This is a genomic window from Pseudoduganella ginsengisoli, assembly GCF_009720865.1.
GTDB lineage: Bacteria > Pseudomonadota > Gammaproteobacteria > Burkholderiales > Burkholderiaceae_D > Rugamonas > Rugamonas ginsengisoli.
The window spans coordinates 242115-265350 of record NZ_WNLA01000005.1 but is presented as its reverse complement, the minus strand read 5'-3'; the positions used below and the strand labels follow the sequence as shown (position 1 = coordinate 265350).

Below are 23236 nucleotides of genomic sequence, written 5' to 3'. Positions count from 1 at the left end.
ATCAGCCCAACCGTTCGAGGATCTGGTGCGTAATGGCTTCCGCATCCATGCCCAGCATTTCACGGGCTTCTTCCTGTTCGCCGCAACCGGACAGGAAACGGTCTGGACCAGCAACGATCAGCACTTTGCTGAGGTCCACACGCTTGGTGTAGCCCCACTCCAGCACAGCGCTGCCCGCGCCAGCCGTGAACGCATGTTCTTCCACCACCACGACGAGTTTCTTGGTCGCGAAAGCTTTGCCCAACAGCTCATCATCGAGTGGCTTGACCGTGTGCATGCTGACCACTTCGGCGGAAATGCCTTTTTCACTGAGGCGTTGCGCAGTTTCCAGCGCCGGTGCAATCATGTTGCCAACCGACAGGATGGTGACATCGGTACCCGGACGCATGACGATACCCTTGCCGATCGTGAACGCTGGTTCCACATCGTGTACATTCGGTTCGCCTTTCTTGCCCAAACGGATATACGTTGGGCGGCCCAGGCGCAGTGCATCGCGCACGGCGCCTTTGACTTCAACCGGGTCGGCCGGGCACACCACGTGCATATTCGGCAGCGAGCGCAGGATCGCGATATCTTCCATCGAATGGTGGGTTGCGCCCAGGTTCGCATACGACAGGCCGGCGCCCGTGCCGACCACGATCACAGGCAAGTTCGGGTAGCAAATGTCGAGGCGGATCTGCTCCAGCACACGCGTCGTATTGAACGGCGTAATCGTGTACGTGATGGGACGCAAGCCCGACGCGGCCAGCCCGGAAGCCAAGCCCGTCATGTTGGCTTCCGCCACGCCGCAGTTGTAGAAGCGGTTCGGATGCTTGTCTTTGAATTTGTCGAACAGGCGGTTGCCGATGTCGCCGGCCAGCATCACCAGTTCAGGATATTCGTCACCCAGTTCCGTGACGGCTTTAGCAAAAGCATTTCTCATGTTTTATACACCCAGTTCCGCTTTGGACTTTTGAACTTCTTCTTCGGTCGGAATGCGGTAGTGCCAGTTATTGTCATCTTCCATGAACGACACGCCTTTACCTTTGACGGTGTGGGCGACAATCATGGTGGGCTGGTCGGTTTTCGTGTCTTGCACGGCAGCGAGAATCGCGGCGTGGTCGTGGCCATCGATTTCATGCACGTGCCAGCCAAATGAGCGGAATTTTTCCGCCAGCGGGTCCAGGCCCAGCACTTCGCGCGAACGGCCCGTGGCTTGCCACTTGTTGAAGTCGACGAAGGCCGTCAGGTTGCCCAGCTTGTTGGCGGAAGCGAACAGCGCGGATTCCCACACGGAACCCTCATTGCATTCGCCATCGCTCATCAAGACAAACGTGCGGTAATCCTTTTGCTGGATGCGGGCAGCGAGCGCCATGCCATTGCCGCATGCCAGGCCGTGGCCCAGCGAGCCCGTCGCGGTTTCCACGCCGGCCAGGCGCGGCGTCGGGTGTTCTTCCAGCAGCGAACCCTTTTTACCGTAGGTCAGCAAGTCTTCCGGCTTGATAAAACCTTTCCATGCCAGCGCCGCATACAGCGCCGTGGCTGCGTGGCCCTTGGACAGGATGAAACGGTCGCGGTCGGCCCACTGCGGATTGGCCGGATCGACTTTCAGCACCGAGTGGTACAGCACCGACACCATGTCGATGCACGACAGCGCGGACGCCAGGTGGGCCGCGCCGGCACGGTGCGACATTTCAATGGCCGTGGCCCGGAACTGGGCCGCCAGTTGTACGGAAGTGGTTGTCATCAATTACGCCTGCAGGTTCAGGTGCTTCATCCAGCGCACCGTGTAGTACTCATCCTTGTCGACCAGTTCGCCGGACTTGAACTTGGCCGACACGTCTTCAATGGCTTGCGCCACCGAATATTGCTGCTTGAAGCCGGTGGCCAGCAGCTTGTCGGAATTCTGGCGGTACGAACGCGGGTCGTTCGACGCGGAAACGACGATATCGGCCGGCACCTTGGCGGCCACACGCTGCGCGATATCCATGATGGAAATGTTTTCAAAGCCCGCGTTGTAGCAGCCATTGTCGATTTCCGGATGGGCCAGGAAGTGGCGGTACACATTGACCATGTCGCCAATGTGGATGTTCGGGCGGGTCTGGTCGCCGCCGAATACCGTCATCTTGCCATTCTTCAGCGCTTGCATGGTCAGCATGTTGACCGACACGTCCAGGCGCATGCGCGGCGACCAGCCGCACACGGTAGCCGGACGCACGCAGTGGATGCGCATCTTGTCCGCATAGGAGAGCAGTACGCGCTCGGCCACCATCTTGGTCTTGTTGTATGCAGTGATCGGCACCAGTTCCAGGTCTTCCGTCACTTGCGGGTCATCCTTGACGCCATACACGCTGCCCGAGCTGGCAAAGATGAATTGCTTGACGCCGGCGCGCACGGCGCGGTCAGCCAGCTGCTGGGTGGCCAGCACATTGACTTCCCACGACAAGGTCGGGTTCATTTCCACGCCCGGATCGTTGGCAATATTGGCCAGATGGATCACGGTGTCCACGCCGTCGAGCGGAATGCTGTTCACGTCGCGGGTATCCTGCTTCAGGATCGTCAGCTGAGGATGCGGCTGCAAGTGGTTGCCAAACCATTGCGTATCAACCACGGTAATGGTGTGGCCGTCTTTCAGCAGCTGTTCGGTCAATACGGTGCCGACATAGCCGCAACCGCCGGTAATCAAGAGTTTCATAGGTGATCCTTAGCGCTTGTGAATGTAATCCGCTGGCAGGGTTTTCAGCGTCTCCAGATTGGTATCGACCCAATCCAGCGTTTGCTTGAGGCCGTCAGCGAGGTTGATGGTGTGGTTCCAGCCCAGTTCTTTACGGATTTTTGCGCTGTCGAGCAGGTAAGCCTGGTCTTTGCCGAGGCGGTCTTCCGTGACTTCCACCAGGTCGGCAAAGGCCACGCCAGTGGCGTCGCACACTTGTTCCACCAGTTGGCGGATCGATACCGTGTCATAGGTCGAGATGTGGTAGCTGTCGCCCGCCACGCCGTTTTCCGCGATGCGCAAGGTCGCTTCCGCCACGTCATCGATATGGATGAACGAGCGCACCGAATGGCCGCCGCCATGCAATTGCATTTTCTTGCCCAGGCGCGCATACAGCATGGCGCGCGGCATGATGCGGTACAGTTGCTGGCCCGGGCCATACACGTTGGCCGCGCGGGTGAAGCAGACGGGGAAGTTGTACGCCTTGAAGAAGCTCATCAAGTGCAAATCGCACGCGGCGCGCGATACCGCATACGGCGTGCTGGGCGCGAAGTGGAAGCTTTCAGGAATCCAGCCATCCGTGCTGCCATACACTTCCGGCGTCGTCACGTGCACGTATTTCTTCAGGTATTTCAGCTTGCGCAATTCATCATGCAGCAACACCTGGCCCACCACGTTGGTCTGGTACCAGTCGGCCGGCGTGATCCAGCTTTGCGCGACCATGCCTTGCGCGGCAAAGTTCACGATGTATTCCGGCTGCTGGTCATCGATCAGCTTCATCAGCTCGGGCAGCTGCGTATTCAGGTTAATTGCGTGGAACTGGAACTGGCCCGGATGCGCGTGCCATTTGTACGGCAACAGCACATCGTGCGGTTCTTCGGAGCGGCTGACGCCGATCACATTGTGTCCACGGTCCAGCAAGTAATTAACAAAGCTGGCGCCGGAAAAGGAATTGCTGCCGATAACGAGATAGCGATGAGGCATGTTGATGGGCTAATCGAATTGAACGAAGGCCGGCAAGGCCGGCCCGGATGTCGGAAATCAGGCAGGCTGCGCAGCAGCCGGCGGATTGTCACACAGGTATTGCATGCACATGTGGCCAACCACCAGCTGCAAGTCTTCGGCAATTTGCATATCGTCGATGGCAAAGTGCAGTGGATGGCGCGCCAGGTCCTTGCATTTGCCGCCGGAATAGCCCAGCACGGCAAACGTGTGCATGCCCATGGCATTGCCGGTTTCCAGCGCCTTCACCACGTTCGGGGAATTGCCGCTGCCGGACAAGATAATCAGCACGTCACCGGCGCGGCCTTTGGCGCGCAACTGCTCCGAGTAAATCTGGTCATAGCCAAGGTCATTGCCGAGGCACGTCAGCACGGCCGCATTGGCGCTCAGCGATTCCACCCGCATGCCGACGCCGTGCTTTTTGCCAACGCCGTACAGGAAATCATTCGCCAGGTGGATGGCGTTGCCGGCGCTGCCGCCGTTGCCGCAGAAATAAATGGAATTTCCGGTACGCCATGCTTCGCGCATGGCTTCCGCCAACACAGGCACTTGCTGCATGGCGTCGAGTTGGAGGGCTTGAGTCAGTTTGCCGACGTAGGTAGCGATTATTTGCTGCATGTTGAATTCTGCTGACGGGTAAATGACAACGGCCAGATTTAACGCAAAGTATCTGGGGCCTTGTAGCCTCTAAGCCGAACCGATCTTATTTCTCTTTCCCAGTGCCGTCAATCTTAATCAGGCAGCGGTTACACTGCCTATTCCTGAGATTGAAAAGAGGCAGTGATAGTGGAGCAACTTGATTGCGTGGTGATAGGTGCAGGCGTGGTCGGTCTGGCAGTGGCGCGTGCGCTGGCGCTGGCAGGCCGCGATGTGGTGATTGTGGAAGCAGAAAACTGCATCGGCAGCGGCACCAGTTCGCGCAACAGCGAAGTCATTCACGCGGGCATTTACTACCCGGCCGGGTCCTTGAAAGCGCGCCTTTGCGTGCAAGGCAAGGAAGCGCTGTATGCGTATTGTGCGGAACGCGGTATCGCACACCGCCGCTGCGGCAAATTGATTGTCGCCACTGATAGCAGCCAGCTGGCGCAGCTGGAGCAAATCCGCGGCAAAGCCGCCGCCAACGGCGTGCATGACTTGCGCGTGCTGAGCCAGGACGAAGCGCAAGCGATGGAACCGGGCTTGCGCTGCACGGGCGCCCTGCTGTCGCCATCGACGGGCATTATCGACAGCCATGGCTTGATGCTGGGCTTGCTGGGCGATGCGGAACAGGCCGGCGCGACGCTGGTATTGCAGGCGCCGCTGGAAGGGGGGCGGGTCGGCCAGGATGGTTTGTTTATCCACGTGCAGGGGGAAACCTGGCAAGCCCGCTCCGTGATAAATTGCGCTGGAATTCATGCGCCGGCTGTTGCGGCCACGCTACAGGGTTTGGATGCCCGTTTCCAGCCGCGTGCTTACTATGCCAAGGGAAATTACTTTTCGTGCAGCGTACGGGCGCCGTTTTCACACTTGATTTATCCCGTCCCCGAGCAGGCCGGGCTGGGCGTGCACCTGACTTTGGACCTGGCAGGCCGCGCCCGCTTCGGCCCCGACGTGGAATGGGTCGAGTCGCCGGATTACGCCGTCGATGTGGCGCGCGCGGACAGTTTTTATGCGGAAATCCGTAGATATTGGCCGGCGTTGCCGGACCATGCGCTGCGCGCCGATTACGCGGGCATCCGCCCTAAACTGGACGGTCCCGGCCATGCGGCAGCCGATTTCCGCATCGATGATGCATCGGTGCACGGCATCCCCGGCCTCGTGAATTTGTTTGGCATCGAGTCGCCGGGGTTGACGTCGTCGCTGGCGCTGGCAGAGCTGGTCAGCGCCAAATTGAAGGATTAAGGTTCCCGCAGCGATTCGTCCAGCGCCTTGGTCAGCGGCCACAGCAGGTATGACATGACGGAACGCTTGCCGACCACAATTTCCCCCGTGACCGTCATACCCGGCAACAGGCGGGCGCCCCCTTCCAGCTTGCGCAATTTGCTGTCCGGTCCCCATTCGATGGTGGCCAAATAATAGGCATTGGTACCCTCGCCCGGACGCACCTGGTCGCGCTTGAACGAATCTTCACTGATGGTGGTGACTTTGCCATCGAGCATGCCGTGCTTCTGGTACGGGAACGCGTCCAGCTTCAAGTGCGTCACATCGCCTTTCTTGATGGCGCCCACGTCCAGCGAATCCACTTGCACTTCTGCTTCCAGCTTGGCATTGAGCGGCACCAGCGTGAACATGGCTTCGGTGCCGCGCGCCACGCCGCCCGGCGACACATTCTTGCCGATTTCCAGCACCACGGCATCGGCCGGCGCCGTCAGCTGCACCAGCTTGTTGCGCAAATCCGCTTTCGCCAATTGTTCATTGATGCCGTCGCGGTCACGCGTGGCCGCCAGTAAATCTTCCATCGCGCGCTGGCGCCAGTTGCGGGTAAACGCAGCCAGTTCCGCTTGCGCCCCCGCCAGTTCACGCTGCATTTCCGCATCCTTGTTGCGGCCCATGACCATCGACCGTTCCACTTCCAGGCGGCGGTCGCGCGCTTCCAGCAATTGCATCTTGGCGCCGAAGTTTTCCGCCACCAGCTTTTCCTGCATGGCTTCGATTTCCGCCAGCGATTTATGGCGCTGCGCCAGCACCACCTGGTCGCGCTGGTTGGTTTCTATGGCCGCCTTCAAGCGCGCGACATTTTGTTCCATGCGCAGCTTTTGCGCTTCATAGTTGGCCTGGCGCTCACTTGCCAATTGCGCCTGCAATTGCTGGTCCGCATCGCCCGTGCCATGGCTTTCCACGGCTTTGCCGGACAATTCCGCGCGCAGGCTGGCGGTTTGCGTATCCAGGCTTTTCAGCCGGTTGCGCAACTGGGTTTCATCGGCTTGCGTAAAGGTCGGATCCAGGGTCGCCAGCACATCGCCTTTTTTCACGACCTGGCCGGGGCGCACGTCGATGGTCTTCACGATGGCGGTATCCAGCGGGGATACAACAATATTTGGTTGCGGATTTACGAGACGGCCATGGGCCACGACGACTTTTTCCACTTTGGAAATGCTGGCCCACACGATGAACGTGAAAAAGGCAAACGCCATCACGTGCAAGGTCAGCCGCACATAGCGGGGCAGCGGATTGCGCTCGATGGCATCCGCGTCCGGCAAGAAGTCGATCTCGGTTTGGTCCTGTGGACTGCGGGATTTTTTTGGTTCCATGGATTACAAGTGGCTGGTCTGCTGGTTCCACAAATGCTGGTACGTATCGCTGCGCGTCAGCAATTCCTGGTGACGGCCCGCGTCCACCAGGCGGCCGCGCTGCATGACAAGGATGGCGTCCGCATTCACCAGGGTGGACAGGCGGTGCGAAATCATGACGACAGTACGCCCAACGGCAATGCGCGACAAATTCTTGATGAAGATGGCTTCACTCTCCGGGTCCAGCGCCGACGCGGCTTCGTCCAGGATCAGGATGCGCGGCTTGGCCAGCAGCGAACGGGCAATCGACAGCCGCTGTTTCTGGCCGCCCGACAAGTTGGTGGCGTTTTCTTCCAGCAAGGTGTCATAACCGTTCGGCAAGCGCTCAATAAATTCATCGGCGCCCGCGGCAGCCGCCGCTTCGGCGATTTCTTCAAACGTGGCGTCCGGCTTGGTGACAATCAAGTTTTCCCGCACGGTGCCGCGGAACAGGAAGTTTTCCTGCAATACGACGCCAATCTGGCGGCGCAAGTGCGGCAATTCAATTTCACGGGCATCGATACCGTCAAAGCGCACGATGCCTTCCTGCACGTTATACAAGCCTTGAATGACCTTGGTCAGCGTGGTCTTGCCGGAACCGGAACGGCCGACAATGCCGACCACGGTGCCGGGCTGGATCGTAAACGTCGTGCGGTCCAGCGCGGTATTGGGCGAGCCCGGATAGCGGAACGTCACGTCGTCAAAACGGATTTCACCGTTCAAGATCGGGCGCAAGCCGCCGGCGCCGGCGCGGCCTTCCGGTGCGCGGTTCATCACCTCGCCCAGCATTTTTACGGACAACGCGGTTTCCTGGTATTCATTGACCAGGCCCACCAGCGCAATCAGCGGCTGCGTCACGCGCTGCGACAGCATCTGGAATGCAATCAGCGCACCCACCGACAAGGTATTGTCAAACACGTCTTGCGCACCCAGCACGATGATCACGACCGGCATCAGCTTGCCAAGGAAGTCGGTAATCGCGTTACCCGTGATGGAAATCTGGCCGACGCGGAAGTGCATCGTGATGGCTTCGGCGGAACGCTGGTCCCAGCTGCGGCGCTGCGCCGGTTCAATAGCCAGTGCTTTCACGGTACGCATGCCGTGGATGGTTTCCACCAGCATGCCCTGGCGCTGGCCTTCGGCCGCATACAGCGCATTCAGGCGGCGCTGGTAAGCGGGCACCATGGCAGCCACGATGGCGGCAATCACGCCGGTAAACGCCAGCACGATCAGCGCCAGTTTGGCGGAATAGCTGAACAGGATAGGCAGGAAAATCACCAGTGCAATCAAGTCCAGGCCCGTGAAGAACAGGCGGCCCGTCAGGAAGTTGCGGATTTTTTCCAGTTGCTGCATGTGGCGCGTGATGACGCCGGCCGTGTGGCTTTCAAAGTAGTCAATCGGCAGCGACAGCAAATGGCCAAACACGCGCCGCGTCAACCGCATGTCGATCTTGTTGGACGCGGCCAGGGTCAGCATCTGCCGCAGGAAACCAAACGTGGCGTCAAACACCAGCGCCAGTACTATGCCGGCCGCCAGCACCCACAGCGTCGTCACGCTCTGGTGCGTCAACACCTTGTCGATCACCAGCTGGAAGAAAATCGGCGATGACATGGCCAGCAAATGCATGGCGACGGCGGCAATGAAGATGTCGCGGTACGCGGCTTTTTGCTTGAGGATTTCCGGGATAAACCAGCGCAAGCCAAACGGCTGGTTCGGGTCATTCAATTTGTGCTGGCGCTTGAGGAACAGCACGTCGCCTTGCCAGCGGGCGCAAAAGTCAGCCTGCGGCACCAGCACAATGCCGGCCTGGCTGTTCACAGGGTTCAGCACGGCAGCCAACGTTGATTCGCCATCGCGCTTGACGCCGACTACGATCACCATATTGCCGTCCTGCAGGCGCGCCATCAGGGGGAACACCCCGTCCTGCGCCGTGAGGCCATCCCACGTCAAGTGCCCTGCTTTGGCCTTCAGGCCGATGTCATTGGCTATGCGCAGCAACAAGGTGTCGCGCGGTTCTTCCGCGCCCAGCGCGTATTCGTCGATCAGCCGTTCCGGATTGATCTGCAAGCCATGGTGCTGCGCGATCGCCGTCAGGCATTGGATGGCAGTATGGGGGAATTTATCGTGCATCGATTCGCTTGAGCATTAGGGAAGTGCAGTTGCATCGTTGCAAGATGCAGGCGCCTTTGGATTCTACCCCAGAGAAGTAGGCGCAGGAATGGTTTCAAAGCGCCGATTAAAGCGGCAGAACCGGGTGTCCTGCCGCTTTAACACGATACGGCTGAGCTAGGGACCTACTTCGGCGCGGCCAGCCAGCCGCTTGCCGATTCGCCATGCAGCGCTTTCAGGCGCAGCGCTTCCGCATCCGCTTGCGCCGCCGTGCCGGGGGCCGGCAACGCTTGCGCATACTCGGCCAACGCCCGCGCCAGGCTGGCTACGCCTGTGGTGAGGCTGCCTGCCGCATTTTGCGCACTGCCGGCAAACCACACGTCGGCCGTATCGCGCCGGGCGCCGTCTTCCAGCAAGTACGATGACATCAGGCCAACGATGTTGCCGTTATTGGATGCCAAAGCGACTTGGGCAGCGAGGCTGATGCGGGCAATCTTCAGCGACGCCAACGTATGCAATTCCGATGCATCGCTGACGCCGTCACCGTTGTTGTCCGTCCACACGCGCAACTGTTGCCATGCGCTATCGGCCGCGCTCAAGGCGCCATCGCCATTACTGTCGAGCTCTGCCAATGCCTGATAGCCATTGGCAGCCTGGCCACCCTGGCTCAATGGCGTGCTGGAACCGAACAATTCCGCTCCGCTGGTAATGGCGCCATCGCCATCGCGGTCCAGCGCCAGCAAACCGTCGCCGCCGCCGACCCAGCCGGTGGCCACTTTGCTGCCAGTGGCTTGCATGTCGAAGTGCACGCCGGCGTCCACACTCAAGGTATCGAGGCCGTTGCCATCCAGGTCCAGCACGACCGGCGTATAGAACGGCTGCGTGAACGCATTGATTTGCTCATCCGTCAGCGCCAGCACCTGGCGCGGGTTCAGGACGCACACCTGGTCTGACCGCAGCGCGGAAATTTGCAGGGTCGTCAGGCCCTGCATCTGCTCTTCATCGAGCAGTTTGATGTTCGCCAGCGGCAGCACGGCCAGGTCGCGCGTTTCAATCGCGGCGATCTGCGCGGAACTGAAGCCGGTCAGCGCCACGGTACTGAGCGCGCGGAACTGCGCCGTCGTCATGGCTGTGATCTGGTCTTCCGTCAGCAGGCTCAGGTGCATAGGCGCCAGTTGCGTCAATTCACTGGTCGCCAGCGCTGCCACATCCTGCGTGTCCAGCGCACTCAAGGTGCCGGCCGCAGCCAGCGCAAACAAGTGCTTGAACTTCAATGCCTGTGCCTGGGTCACTGTCAGCGCGTGGATCTGGTCCGTATTCAAACCGGACCATGCATCCGCGCTCAAGGCTTGAATTTGCCACGAGGCCAGCGCGGCCACCTGGTCAGTCGTCATGCCGGCCAGCTGAGTCGCCGTCAGCGCCGCCAGCATATTGGTGCGCAAGCCCAGCAGCGACGCCGTGCTCATGGCGGAAATTGCCGTGCTCGGCAATGCACGGAATTGCGCACTGCTGAGCGCGGCAATTTGTACGGATTGCAGCGCGGCGATTTGTCTGGTGCCGAAGGATGTGCTCAGTTGCTTGGTCGACAGCCCTGCCACTTGCGCGGTGGTGATTTGCGCCAGGGTGTCGGAGGGCAGTACATCCCATTGGGCAGTAGTCAGGCCGGCCAGTGCGCTTGGCGCCAGCGCGCGCCAGTCCTGGGTTTCAATTGACGGCAACGCGTCCGTGGTCAGCGCTGCCAACTGCGCCGACGTCAACGCAGCAGCTTGCTGCGAAGTCAGCAGCATCACTTGATACGTTCCCAGCTCAGCTATTTGCGCTGTCTTGAGCCCCGCGATAGCGCTACTGCGCAACGATGCCAGCATATCGGTCCACGTCAATGCCCCTGACGGCAATGCAGCCACTTGCGCCGACGACAAGGCGCCGATTTGCGCCGTTGTCAGCAAATATGTTTGCGAACTGTTCAAGCCGGCGATTGCATTCGGCGACAATGCACCGAATTGCAGAGCGGAAAGTTCTGCCAGTTGCGACGCGCTCAGTTGAGCGATTTGCGCGGATTTCAATGCGCTGATCGCGCTGGTCTTCAATCCTTTCAGCGCAGACAGACTAAGGTTCGGCAGCGCATCCGTGCTCAATGCCGCTAATTGCGCCGTATTCAATGTGGCGAACTGCGCAGACGTCAAAAAGGCGGTTTGGTCCGAAGTCAAATGCGCGAACTGGGCTGTGTTCATTGCAGCGATTTGCGCCGCAGTCAACTGGCTGACCAGATAGAACGGCAACGCTTCGATTTGCAAAGTCGTCAGTGCGGCTATCGCTGACGTACGCAACACGGCCACGTCTTGCGTTTCCAGCCCAAGGATGCCATCCGTCGACAAGGCAGCCATTTGCTGCGACGTCAGTGCCGCAATTTCCCGGGTTGACAGTTCCCACACGCGGAAGCTGTCCCAGTTTGCTACATGCTCCCCTTTCAAACCAGCGATGGCAGCGGTACTCAGGGCTGGGTAGTTGTTGTCGAAGATAGCCAGCATTGTATCCGTTGACAACGCGTTCAACTGTGCTGCCGACAGTGCGCCGACCTGATTGCTGGTGAGACTGATGATGTCGGTACTATCGAGGGCCGTCATGGCCGACGTCGACAGCGAAGCAATTTGCTCCGACTTCAACCCCATGAAGTGCAAGAAGTTCAGCGCAGCAATTTGCCGCGTTGTCCAGGCAGCGATGACTGCCGGCTTGATGCCTTCCAACACGTATGGCAATACCGCCAGGTCAGCGGTTGGCAATGCATTGAATTGCCGGCTGTCGAGGGCAGCCAATTGCTGCGAGTTCAAGAAGACAAAATCTTCCGTCGCCAATCCCAATGCCAACTGGCTGGTCGACAGGGCGGCGAACTGTGCAGACGTCATTGCCGCAACCTGCAACTCGTTCAGCGCAGCCATTTGTGCGGTGCTCAGGACAGCAACGGCTGCCGTCCGCAATGCCTTCAAATCTTCCCACTCCAGCGCCGCCAAGGCATCGGTTCGCAACGCGGCCGCTTGGGTGGCATCGAATGCAGCTGCCTGCGCTGTTGTCAGCGCAAGAATCTGGTCTGTCGTCAGAGCCCCGACATGGCTGGAGTTCCAGCCGGACAGTGCACCCGGCTTCAACTTCGCCAATATTTCTGGCGTCAGCGCCGCCAGCGCTGCCGTCGATAGCGCCCGCAATTGCTGCGATCCAAGCGCGGCAGCCTGCACAGTTTGCAATCCGGCGATCGCATCCGTGGACAACCCCGCCAGCCCGGCCGACGAAAACGCCAGCACTTGCGCCGATGTCAGACCAGCAAATTGTTCCGACGTCAGCGCCGCCACTTGCTTGGAATTCCAGCTGCCCAAAATCGACGTCTTCAACCCGGCAATCGTGCTGCCATCCAGGAACGAAGCCGGCGCCGTCTGCAGCGCAGCAAACTGGCTGCTGCTGAACGCCGCCAACTGGGCCGTCGTCAACGCCACCAGTTGTGCCGTGCTGAGGCCGCCATTGGCCAGTTGCGACGTCGTCAATGCCATCAATTGCAGCGACGTCAGCGCCAACAGCGCTTCGTCGTCCAGTGCGCGCAATTGCGCTGTCGTCAGCGCTGCAATCGCATTGGCTTTCAACGCGGCGACATCATTGGTTTCCAGCGCCAGCAATGCCGTAGTGCTCAATGCCGCCACTTGCGCGCTGGTCAGTGCCGCCGCTTGCGCCGTGGTCAGGTAAGCCAGCTGGCCTTCGCTCAGCCATCCCAGCTGCTGCGACGACAGGCCCGCCACCGCCAGCGGCTTGAGCCACGCAATTTGCGTGGGATCCATCCCCGACAACGCATTGGACGACAAGGCGCCCGCCTGGCGGGAACTCAGCGCGCCCACTTGCAAGGAGTTCAAATACGCGGCTTGTGCATCGTCCAGCCCGGCAATGCCGGCCACGGACAATGCAGCAATCTGGTCGCTGCGCAAGGCCATTAACTGGTTCGATGCGAGTTGCGCCACTTGCTGCGATGCCAGCGTGCCCAGCATCGACGCTTTCAATTCCAGGATCGCTGCCGTGCTGAGATAAGCCAGCGGGCCGCCCGGCAACGCGCCAAATTGCGCCGTGTTCAATGCGGCCAGTTGCGCCGGCGTCAGCGCTGCCAGCTGGGTGGTGGTAAAGCCGGTCGCCCATTGCGCCGTGCTCAGCGCCGCCAACTGCGTGCTGGACATGGCGCGCACGTGCGTGGTGCCCAGCCCGGCCAGTTGCATCGACGTCAGCGCGCCCAGCACACTGGCTTTCAATGCCATGAAATCAGACGTTTCCAGTACTGCCAGATCTGACGAATCCAGCGCAGCAATCTGGCGCGACGTCAGCGCTGCCGCCTGCGCCGTCGTCAGCGCAACGATTTGTTCGGTGCCAAATGCGGCCAATTGCACCGATGTCAGGCTTGCAATGGCGGTGGTGGGCAAGAATCCCAATTGACGGGTATCGAGCGCGGCAATGTCCGCAGTGGGCAAATTGCCCAGCACAGCCGGCGGCAACATGCCCAATTGCGTGCTGGTCAATGCGCGGATGTGGTCCGTCGATAAGCCGGCCAGGCCGGCGCTGGACAGGGCCGCCAATTGCGCCGAACCCAACGCGGCAATCTGGTGCGTGCCAAACGCGGCCAATTCTGCCGACGACAAGCCAGCCAGCAGCGCGGGTTTCAAGCCGGCCAGCGCTGCCGTCCCGAGGAAATCTGCCGGACTGCCCGGCAAGGCGGCAAATTGCGAAGAACTCAGCGCCACCAGTTGCAGCGAGCTGAGCGCGGCAAGCTGGCTGGTGGACAAGCCTGCCAGCTGGGCTGTCGTCAATGCCACTAATTGCTGCGTCGTCATGGCGCGCAGCGAGGCGCTTGGCAGCGCTTGCAGCAGCGACACATCCAGCTTGGACAAGGTGGCCGCAGCCAGCGCCGCCACGTCCGCCGTTTCCATCACGGCCAGCCCTGCCGCGCCCAGCGCCGCCAGTTGGCTGCTGCCCAGCGCTGCGGCTTGCAACGTGGTCAGCCACGTGATTTGCGCAGTATCCAGCGCTTCCAGCACGGAAGTTTTCAAGCCGTTCAGCACGATGGGCTTCAGGGCGGCGATTTCTTCGCTGCCCAGGCCCGGCAACACGTCTTCCGGCAAGTTATTCAATTGCGCGGCGCTCAGCGCGCTGGCCTGCAGCGCAGACAGCGAACGCAATTGCGCCGTGGACAATCCAGCCAGCGCTGCCGTCGTCAGCGCAGCGATTTGCGCACTATTGAGCATCGACAGCTGCAGCGTCGACAAATCGCTCACTTGTTCAGAATTCAATGCAGCAATGCCGGACGGTTTCAGGCCGGCGATGCTGACCAGCGCCGAACCCGGCAACACCATCACTTGATTGGCGGACAGCGACGCCAGTTGCGCCGTTGTCCACGCCGCCACCTGATCGGTGGTGAGGCCGTTTTTCAACTGCAAGGTCGTCAATGCGGCAGCCTGGCTTGGCGTCATGGCGCGCATGGCGGCCGTGCTGAGCGATGCCAGCTGCGCTGTCGACATGCCGACAAATGTTGCGGCCGGCATGGCCGCCAGGTCGCGCGTTTCAAACGCGGCCAGTTGTTCGGTATTCCACGCGGCCATCGTGGCGGCCTTGAATGCCGCCACTTGCACGGTGGTCAGCGCCACGATTTGCGCGGTATCGAGGTGCGCCAGTTGCGCAGTCGGCACGGCAATCAGCGTGGCAGGGCTGATAGCGGCAATTTGCTGGCTGCTCAAACCATCCAGCGCGGCGCTCGACAGCATGCCCAGCGCCGCAGCCGACAGCCGCGACACTTGCAGCGTGCCCAAGCCCGCCACTTGAGCGGATGACAAGCCGGCCACGGCTGTGGAAGCCAGGCCGCCCAGCTGCGCTGAATTCAGCGCCTGCAATTGCGCCGTACTCCAGTGCGACAAGTCTGCCGATGACAGTTTGCCGATCGCGGCCACGGCCAGCGCCCGCACGTCGGCCGTATCCAGCACGGTGTACAGGTCGTCCGGCATGGCAGCGAATTGCGCAGCGCTCAGCGCGGCAAATTGCGCCGATGTCAGCGCCCCGGCCTGCGTAATGTCAAAGCCTTCCGACAGTTGCAAGGTACCCAGCGCCGCGATTTGCGACGTCTTCATGGCGCGGATTTGCGCCGTGCCCAGCGCCGCCACCTGCGCCGACGTCAAGCCTGCAATGGCATTGGTTTTCAGCGCCGCCAGGTCGATGCTTTCCAGCGCCGCTACGCCGGTGGCGCCCAGTGCGCGCACCGAAGAACTATCCAGCGAAGCCGCTTGCGCCGTCGTCAGGGCCGCCACTTGCGATGCCGACAAGCCGCCGGCCTGCGCCGTCGTCAGTCCCGCCAGCGTGGCGGGCTTCAAGGCGGCAATCAGCTTGGTCGGCAGCGCCGCCAGCGATGTCACGGACAAAGCCGACAATTGCGCACTGCCCAGTACGGCGGCTTGCGCGGTACTCCACGCCGCCACCTGGTTCGACGTCACGCCCTGCGCCAGTTGCGCCGTATTCAGTGCGGCTGTCTGCGCCGTGGTGAGCGCAGCAAACCGCGTCGTATCGAGTGCGGCAATTTGCGCATTGCTGAGCAAGGCCACGATAGCTGGACGCAACGCGGCAATGTCCACGGCGTCCATCGCGCCAACGGCCGCCGCATCCAGTCCGGCAATTTGCGCACTGCCCAGCGCAGCGGCCTGCGCCGTCGTCAATGCCGACACCAGCGTGTCATCGATGGCCGCTACCTGGTCGCTGCGCAGCGCAACAATGGCCGAAGTCCGCAGCGCCGCCAACGCATTCGCGGAAAACACGGCCAATGCGGTATTGCTCAGCCCCGCCAGGCCCGCCGGCGCCAGTCCGCCCACCGCCGCAGCGGGCAACGCCGCCGCCTGCGTGGCGCTCAGCACTGCCGCTTGCTGCGACGTCAAGACCGCCACTTGCATCGATTGCACACTGCCCAGTTGCGTCGCCGTCAACGCCGCCACCTGTTGTGTGTTCATCGTACTAAAGGCTGCGGTGGAGATCGCGCCGACTTGTGCAGCAGAAAACAGGCCCAGCTGGGTAATCGACAATGTCGCCAGTTGTGTACTGTCCAGGCCCGCCATGATGGAAGTGGGCAAAGCAGCCAACTGGGCGTTGGTCATCATTGAAAGCGTGAACATGCTATCTCGCAGGCATTAATGGCAGGGACGGAAGCTTGATTTTATATAAAAAACAAGATGCCGTCAGGAAAATATTTTAAACAAAAAAAAACGGCAAGACCGCAGTCTTGCCGTTTTGTCAGGGCAAAGCGAGATCGCTCCCGCTCGCTACCCGATTACTTCGAAGCCAGGATGCCGCCCAGGCCGGAGCTGCTGGACAGGGCCTTCAGACGCAGGTCGCTGTCGGTGGCCGCCAAGTCTGCCGCGCCGTTCAGCTTGGTCGCGTCGAACTGGCTGATCGCTGCTGCCAGCGTCGCTACGCTGCTGTTGACGCTGGCGTTGGCATCCAGGGTCAGCGAACCGCTTGCGACTGGCGCCGCGCTGCCGAAGGACGTCATCGACTGCACCAGACCGCTGACGTTGCCGCGCAGGTCAGCTGCACCCGGCGTCACGCTGCTGCCGGCGAACCAGACGTCGGCTGCCGCGTGGCTCTGGCCATCAGCCGTTTCGTAGGTGGACGTCATACCCACGATATTGCCGTTGTTCAGCGACACATCCGACTTGCCGTTCAGGTTCAGCTTGCTGATGTTCAGGTCAGCCAGCGACTTCAGCTCGCCCGCATCGCTAATACCGTCAGCGTTGCCATCCACCCACACACGCAGGTTGCCGAACGCGGCATCCGCACTGGTGATGGCGCCGTCGCCGTTGGTATCCAGCTCAGCCAGGGCCTGGTAACCGTTGCCGGCTTTCTGGCCGTTCGCCAGCGTGGTGCCAGAGCCGAACAGTTCGGAGCCATCGTCGATGGCGCCGTTGCCGTTGCGGTCCAGCGCCAGCAAGCCGTCGCCGCCGCCCACCCAGCCCGTGCCTGCCTTGCTGCCAGAACCAGTCATGTCGAACTGGACGCCAGAGCTGAAGGCCAGGGTGTCGATGCCATCGTTGCCCAGATCCAGCACGATCGGAGTGTAGAACGGGCTGTGGAAGGCGCCGATCTGATCCGTGGTCATCGCCTGGATCTGATCCGAGGTCAGCGCGCACACTTGCGTGCTGGCCAGGGTCGAGATCTGCAGCGTCGTGATGCCTGCCACCTGGGTGGTAGTCAGCGCACGGATCGTTGCGGTCTTCAGTGCTGCCATGTCTTGCGTTTCCAGCTGCGAGATCTGCAGCGTGTTCAGCGCCTTGATCTGGCTGCTGTTCAGCGCGGCGAACTGCGTGGTCGACATGCCGACCAGCTGGTCGGTGGTCAGCGCGGCCACGTGATCCGTGGTCAGGCCGCCAATCGCCGCGGTCTTCAGTGCCGCCAGGTCGCTGGTTTCCATCGCAGCAATCGCCGCGGTGGTGAAGCCGCCCATCTGGGCGCTGGTCAGCGCAGCCGCCTGGCTGGTGGTCAGCGACACCATCTGGTTGGTATTCAGCGCTTGCAGCTGGCTCGTCTTCAGGCCGGCAATCGCCGACGTCTTCAGGGCCGAGAAGTCATCCGTTTCCATCGCAGCGATCGAGTCGGACGACAGCGCGGACACTTGCGAGGAGCTCAGCACTGCAGCTTGGGCGCTGTTCAGAGCAACGATCTGGGCCGTGTTGAAGCCGTTGGCCAGTGCGTTGGTGGTCAGCGCAGCAACCTGGTTGGTGCCCAGCGCATCGATCTGGACGCTCGTCAGGCCGGCAATCTGCGCAGTCTTCAGTGCGGCAATCACCGTGGTCTTCAGCGCGCTGATGTCCGTGGTTTCAATTGCAGCGATCTGGTCGGAGCTCAGCGAACCGAACTGCGTGGTCGACAGGGCTGCCAGCTGGCTCGACGTCAGGTTGACGATTTGCGCCGTGGTCAGGCCGTTCGCCAGCTGGTTGGTGGTCAGCGCCACAACCTGGTTGGAGCCCAGCGCACTGATCTGATCCGTCGTGATCGCGGCAATCTGGTCGGACGTCAGGCCAACCACCGCAGCCGAGCGCAGCGCTGCCAAGTCGTTGGTTTCCATCGCAGCAATCGCGGCAGTGTTGAAGCCAGCCATTTGCGCGCTGCCCAGTGCCGCCATCTGGTTGGTGCCGAATGCCACCACTTGTGCCGTGTTCAGGGCCGACAGCTGAGCCGTCTTCAGACCGGCAATCGCCGAAGTCTTCAGCACTGCAATGTCGTCGCTTTCCATCGCAGCGAACTGGTCGGAAGTCAGCGCGCCCACTTGCTGCGAGCTCAGGACCGCGGCTTGCGCCGTGTTCAGGGCAACGATCTGGGCGGTGTTAAAGCCGTTCGCCAGTGCGTTGGTGGTCAGCGCAGCAGCCTGGTTGGTGCCCAGCGCGCCGATCTGGTCGGTCGTCAGGCCGGCGATCTGCACCGTCTTCAGTGCAGCGATCACGGTGGTCTTCAGGCCGATGATGTCGGCCGTTTCAATCGCGGCAATCGCAGTGGACGTCAGCGCGTTGAACTGCATCGTATTCAGGCCGGCCAGCTGGGTCGACGTCATGGCCACCACTTGCGCGGTAGTCAGGCCGTTGGCGATCTGGCTGGTGGTCAAGGCAGACATCTGCGACGACGTCATGTTGCCGATCTGGTCGGTCGTGATGGCGGCAACCTGGTCGGAAGTCAGGCCGGCAATCGCAGCCGTCTTCAGTGCAGCCAAGTCCTGGGTTTCCAGCGCAGCAATCGCGGCGGTGCTGAAGCCGGCCATCTGGCTGCTGCCCAGCGCAGCCATCTGGCTGGTGCTGAATGCCACCACTTGCGCCGTGTTCAGGGCCGACAATTGCGCCGTCTTCAGGCCGGCAATCGCCGAAGTCTTCAGCACTGCAATGTCATCGCTTTCCATCGCAGCGAACTGGTCGGACGTCAGCGCACCGACTTGCTGCGAGCTCAGGACCGCAGCTTGCGCCGTGTTCAGCGCAACGATCTGGGCCGTGTTGAAGCCGTTGGCCAGTGCGTTGGTGGACAGTGCAGCAGCCTGGTTGGTGCCCAGCGCGCCGATCTGGTCGGTCGTCAGGCCGGCGATCTGCAGCGTCTTCATGGCGGCGATCACGGTGGTCTTCAGGCCGATGATGTCGGACGTTTCAATCGCGGCGATCTGGTCAGAGGTCAGCGAAGCGAACTGCGTCGTGTTCAAGCCGGCCAGCTGGGTCGACGTCATGGCCACCACTTGTGCGGTGGTCAAGCCGTTGGCGATCTGGCTGGTGGTCAGCGCAGCAATCTGCGACGACGTCATGTTGCCGATCTGGTCGGTCGTGATGGCAGCCACCTGGTCGGAAGTCAGGCCGGCAATCGCCGCCGTCTTCAGTGCAGCCAGGTCCTGGGTTTCCATCGCGGCAATCGCAGCCGTGTTGAAGCCAGCCATCTGGGCGCTCGACAGCGCAGCCACCTGGTTGGTGCCCAGCGCCACCACTTGCGCAGTGTTCAGGGCCGACAGTTGCGCCGTCTTCAGGCCGGCAATCGCCGACGTTTTCAGCACAGCCAGGTCATCGCTTTCCAGCGCAGCGATCTGGTCAGAGCCCAGCGCGCCCACTTGCTGCGAGCTCAGCACCGAAGCCTGTGCCGTATTCAGCGCAACGATCTGGGCCGTATTGAAGCCATTGGCCAGCGCGTTGGTGGACAGTGCGGCAGCCTGGCTGGTGCTCAGCGCGCCGATCTGGTCGGTCGTCAGGCCGGCAACCTGCACCGTCTTCAGTGCGGCAATCACGGTGGTCTTCAGACCGACGATGTCCGCTGTTTCAATCGCGGCAATCGCATCGGACGTCAGTGCATTGAACTGCGTCGTGCTCAGGCCGGCCAGCTGGGACGACGTCATGGCCACCACTTGTGCAGTGGTCAAGCCGTTGGCGATCTGGCTGGTGGTCATGGCGGCAATCTGCGACGACGTCATGTTGCCGATCTGGTCGGTCGTGACTGCGGCAACCTGGTCAGAGGTCAGGCCGGCAATCGCAGCGGTCTTCAGTGCGGCCAGGTCTTGGGTTTCCATCGCGGCAATCGCGGCAGTGCTGAAGCCAGCCATCTGGGCGCTGCCCAGTGCGGCAACCTGCGACGTCGTCATCGACTGAACCTGGTTGGTATTCAGTGCCGACAGCTGGGCCGTCTTCAGGCCGGCAATCGCCGACGTCTTCAGGGCCGAGAAGTCATCCGTTTCCATTGCAGCGATCTGATCCGAAGTCAGGTTCGCCACTTGCTGCGAGCTCAGTACAGCAGCCTGGGCGCTGTTCAGCGCAACGATCTGGGCCGTGTTGAAGCCGTTGGCCAGCGCGTTGGTGGTCAGTGCCGCCACCTGGTTGGTGCCCAGGGCGCCGATCTGGTCGGTCGTCAGGCCGGCGATCTGCACCGTCTTCATGGCGGCGATCACGGTGGTCTTCAGGCCGACGATGTCGGACGTTTCAATCGCGGCAATCGCGTCGGAAGTCAGCGACGAGAATTGCATGGTCGACAGTGCGCCCAGCTGGGTCGACGTCAGCGCTTGCACTTGCAAGGTCGACAAGCCGTTGGCCAACTGGTTCGTGGTCAGGCCGCCCACTTGCGACGACGTCAGTGCGCCGATCTGGTCGGTGGTCAGCGCATTGACCTGGTCGGTCGTCAGGCCGGACATGGCAGCGGTTTTCAGCGCGGCCACGTCATTGGTTTCCATCGCGGCGATGGCGGCGGTGTTGAAGCCAGCCATTTGCGCGCTGCCCAGTGCGGCAACTTGCGAGGTCGTCATCGATACGACCTGGTTGGTGTTCAGGGCCGACAGTTGCGCGGTTTTCAGGCCGGCAATCGCAGACGTCTTCAACGCGGAGAAGTCGTCGGTTTCCATCGCGGCGATCTGGTCCGACGTCAAGTTCGCCACTTGCTGCGAGCTCAGCACGGCAGCTTGCGCGCTGTTCAGGGCAGCGATCTGGTTGGTGGCGAAGCCGTTGGCCAGTACGTTGGTGGTCAGCGCGGTGACTTGGCTGGTGGTCAGTGCACCGATCTGGTCGGTGTTCAGGCCGGCGATCTGCACCGTCTTCAGTGCAGCGATCACCGTGGTCTTCAGGCCCACGATGTCGGACGTTTCAATCGCGCCGATCTGGTCGGACGACAGCGCTGCGAACTGCGTGGTGGACATGGCGCCCATCTGGGTCGACGTCAGCGCTTGCACTTGCAAGGTCGACATGCCGTTGGCCAGCTGGTTGGTGGTCAGGCTGCCCACTTGCGACGACGTCAGCGCGCCGATCTGGTCCGTGGTCAGGGCATTGACCTGGTCGGTCGTCAGGCCGGACATGGCGGCGGTCTTCAGTGCTGCCAGGTCGTTGGTTTCCATTGCAGCGATGGCGGCGGTGTTGAAGCCAGCCATTTGCGCGCTGCCCAGTGCGGCAACTTGCGAGGTCGTCATCGACACGACCTGATTGGTGTTCAGGGCCGACAGCTGCGCCGTCTTCAAGCCGGCAATCGCGGCGGTTTTCAGGGACGAGAAGTCATCCGTTTCCATCGCGGCCAGCGAGTCGGACGACAGCGCGGACACTTGCGAGGAGCTCAGTGCGGCAGCCTGGGCGGTATTCAGTGCAACGATCTGGTTGGTGCTCAGGGCATTGGCCAGTACGTTGGTGGTCAGTGCGGCAACCTGGCTGGTGCTCAGGTTAGCGATCTGGTCGGTGGTCAGGCCGGCAGCCTGGATGGTTTTCAGTGCGGCGATTTGCGTAGACTTCAGGCCGGCCAGGTCAGCGGTTTCAATGGCGGCAATCGCGTCGGAACCCAGTGCACCGAATTGCGTGGTGGACAGTGCGCCCAGTTGGCTGGAATTCAGGGCGGCAACCTGGTTGGTCTGCAAGCCGTTGGCCAGCTGGCTGGTGGTCATGCCGCTGATCTGGCTGCTCGTCAGCGCGCCAACCTGGTCGGTGGTCAGGGCGGAAACTTGGTCGGAGCTCAGGCCGGCGATGGCGCTGCTCTTCAGTGCGGCGACGTCGCTGGTTTCCATGGCGGCCAGCACGTTGGTGGCCAGTGCGCCCACCTGGCTGCTGCCCAGGGCGGAAATTTGCTGCGTATTCAGCGAAACAATCTGGTCCGTGGTCAGCGCCGTCAGCTGGACCGTTTTCAGGCCGGCAATGGCGGACGTTTTCAGTGCGGAGAAGTCATCCGTCTGCATCGCGGCGATGGAATCGGAGCTCAGCGAAGCAACTTGCTGCGAGCTCAGCACGGCGGCCTGGGCCGACGTCAGCGCGACGATCTGGTTGGTGGTAAAGCCGGTGGACAGTTGCGTCGTGGTCAGTGCAGCCACCTGGTTCGTGCCCAGCGCGCCCACCTGGTCGGTCGACATGGCGGCCAATTGCGACGACTTCAGCGCGGCAATCGCCGTGGTCTTGAAGCCGACGATGTCCGACGTTTCAAACGCGGCAATCGCATCAGAACTCAGTGCCGAAGCCTGCGCGCTGCTCATCGCGCTCAGCTGGGTCGACGTCATGGCGGCAGCCTGCAGCGTCGACAGGCCGTTGGCCAGCTGGTTTGTCGTAAAAGCAGGAACTTGCGCAGAGGTGAAGACCCCCATTTGATCCGTGGTCAGCGCACCGAACTGGTCGGTGTTCAGACCGGCGATATCGGCGGTAGCAAGACCGGCAATCTGCAAAGTCGATAAATTAGCAATCTGCAACGTAGTCAAGCTGGTGACGATGCTCATTTCATTCTCCTAGGGGTACTACACAACTCTGGGTGGACACGAATTGGAGCTGCTTCGCTCCATTCCCTATCGATGATTAAAGGTCTTGCTGAATTCTGGATCCCAACTGCTTAAACCAGTCGCCGAAGACTCCGCTTTTCATTCTTAACGACAATACGGCGGTTTACTTTAGTAAACAAAAGGAGATGCGAGTGAGAAACTTATATTGTGTTTTTATATACACATTCACGGTTCCCGCCCACGTTTCGACGGTGCGCCAAGTACAAAGCGACCGCCTAAGCCCTTTCGTTAAGTAAACTTTTCGGCGAATAAAGTTTACGGGACGCAATTACGAGTATAACTTAGGTCCCCCTGGGAAATTTTGCTCAGGAGAACCTTTTTATGGAATCTGCGTGCTTTGTCTCGGGCTTGCAACTAGGTAAACATGCAAGTGACAAGCTGTCA

10 protein-coding genes are annotated in these 23236 nt (G+C 61.2%); 1 reads left to right on the top strand and 9 read right to left on the bottom strand.

Translation table 11 applies throughout. The features are described from left to right. Position 1: 1 nt before the first annotated feature. From GM668_RS11150 to GM668_RS11130, 5 genes are read right to left on the bottom strand one after another with little or no spacing between them, the layout of a single operon-like run. Positions 2-922: a transketolase family protein gene (locus tag GM668_RS11150; RefSeq protein WP_155439020.1), complete on the bottom strand. Its 921-nt coding sequence runs from the start codon at positions 920-922 to the stop codon at positions 2-4. Between the two features lie 3 nt (positions 923-925). Further along, a complete protein-coding gene (locus GM668_RS11145; RefSeq protein ID WP_155439019.1) occupies positions 926-1726 on the bottom strand; it encodes a transketolase in 801 nt (266 codons plus the stop codon). A 3-nt stretch (positions 1727-1729) separates the two neighbouring features. Further along, positions 1730-2674, bottom strand: a complete 945-nt coding sequence (locus GM668_RS11140) for an NAD-dependent epimerase/dehydratase family protein (protein WP_155439018.1) — start codon at positions 2672-2674, stop codon at positions 1730-1732. A 9-nt stretch (positions 2675-2683) separates the two neighbouring features. Continuing rightward, positions 2684-3676 carry an NAD-dependent epimerase/dehydratase family protein gene (locus tag GM668_RS11135; protein ID WP_155439017.1) on the bottom strand — a complete coding sequence of 331 codons (993 nt, stop codon included), beginning with the start codon at positions 3674-3676 and terminating at the stop codon, positions 2684-2686. Positions 3677-3733: 57 nt separating this feature from the next. Next, positions 3734-4312 carry an SIS domain-containing protein gene (locus tag GM668_RS11130; protein WP_155439016.1) on the bottom strand — a complete coding sequence of 193 codons (579 nt, stop codon included), beginning with the start codon at positions 4310-4312 and terminating at the stop codon, positions 3734-3736. A gap of 168 nt (positions 4313-4480) precedes the next feature. Between GM668_RS11130 and GM668_RS11125 the strand changes: the two genes are divergently transcribed. Beyond that, the gene (locus tag GM668_RS11125) at positions 4481-5575 is read left to right on the top strand and encodes an NAD(P)/FAD-dependent oxidoreductase (protein ID WP_170305596.1); all 1095 of its coding nucleotides are present in this window, start codon (positions 4481-4483) and stop codon (positions 5573-5575) included. Here the strand turns inward: GM668_RS11125 and GM668_RS11120 are convergent. The 4 genes from GM668_RS11120 to GM668_RS11105 form a co-directional block, all read right to left on the bottom strand. Continuing rightward, entirely contained in the window at positions 5572-6924 is a 1353-nt protein-coding gene (locus GM668_RS11120) for an HlyD family type I secretion periplasmic adaptor subunit (RefSeq protein WP_155439015.1), read from the bottom strand. The two genes, GM668_RS11125 and GM668_RS11120, sit on opposite strands and share 4 nt — an antisense overlap. Before the next feature lie 3 nt (positions 6925-6927). Then, positions 6928-9072, bottom strand: coding sequence for a peptidase domain-containing ABC transporter (locus tag GM668_RS11115; protein WP_155439014.1), 2145 nt, complete (start codon positions 9070-9072; stop codon positions 6928-6930). 164 nt (positions 9073-9236) lie between these two features. Further along, a complete protein-coding gene (locus tag GM668_RS11110) occupies positions 9237-16223 on the bottom strand; it encodes an SPM autocatalytic domain-containing protein (protein WP_155439013.1) in 6987 nt (2328 codons plus the stop codon). A 155-nt stretch (positions 16224-16378) separates the two neighbouring features. Then, positions 16379-22792: a beta strand repeat-containing protein gene (locus GM668_RS11105; protein WP_155439012.1), complete on the bottom strand. Its 6414-nt coding sequence runs from the start codon at positions 22790-22792 to the stop codon at positions 16379-16381. Positions 22793-23236 lie beyond the last annotated feature (444 nt).

Excerpts from the sequence above, each read along its gene's own strand:
- GM668_RS11130 (WP_155439016.1), bottom strand. The coding sequence starts at position 4,312 with ATGCAGCAAATAATCGCTACCTACGTCGGCAAACTGACTCAAGCCCTC.
- GM668_RS11105 (WP_155439012.1), bottom strand. The coding sequence starts at position 22,792 with ATGAGCATCGTCACCAGCTTGACTACGTTGCAGATTGCTAATTTATCG.
- GM668_RS11110 (WP_155439013.1), bottom strand. The coding sequence starts at position 16,223 with ATGTTCACGCTTTCAATGATGACCAACGCCCAGTTGGCTGCTTTGCCC.
- GM668_RS11145 (WP_155439019.1), bottom strand. The coding sequence starts at position 1,726 with ATGACAACCACTTCCGTACAACTGGCGGCCCAGTTCCGGGCCACGGCC.
- GM668_RS11135 (WP_155439017.1), bottom strand. The coding sequence starts at position 3,676 with ATGCCTCATCGCTATCTCGTTATCGGCAGCAATTCCTTTTCCGGCGCC.
- GM668_RS11120 (WP_155439015.1), bottom strand. The coding sequence starts at position 6,924 with ATGGAACCAAAAAAATCCCGCAGTCCACAGGACCAAACCGAGATCGAC.
- GM668_RS11115 (WP_155439014.1), bottom strand. The coding sequence starts at position 9,072 with ATGCACGATAAATTCCCCCATACTGCCATCCAATGCCTGACGGCGATC.
- GM668_RS11140 (WP_155439018.1), bottom strand. The coding sequence starts at position 2,674 with ATGAAACTCTTGATTACCGGCGGTTGCGGCTATGTCGGCACCGTATTG.
- GM668_RS11150 (WP_155439020.1), bottom strand. The coding sequence starts at position 922 with ATGAGAAATGCTTTTGCTAAAGCCGTCACGGAACTGGGTGACGAATAT.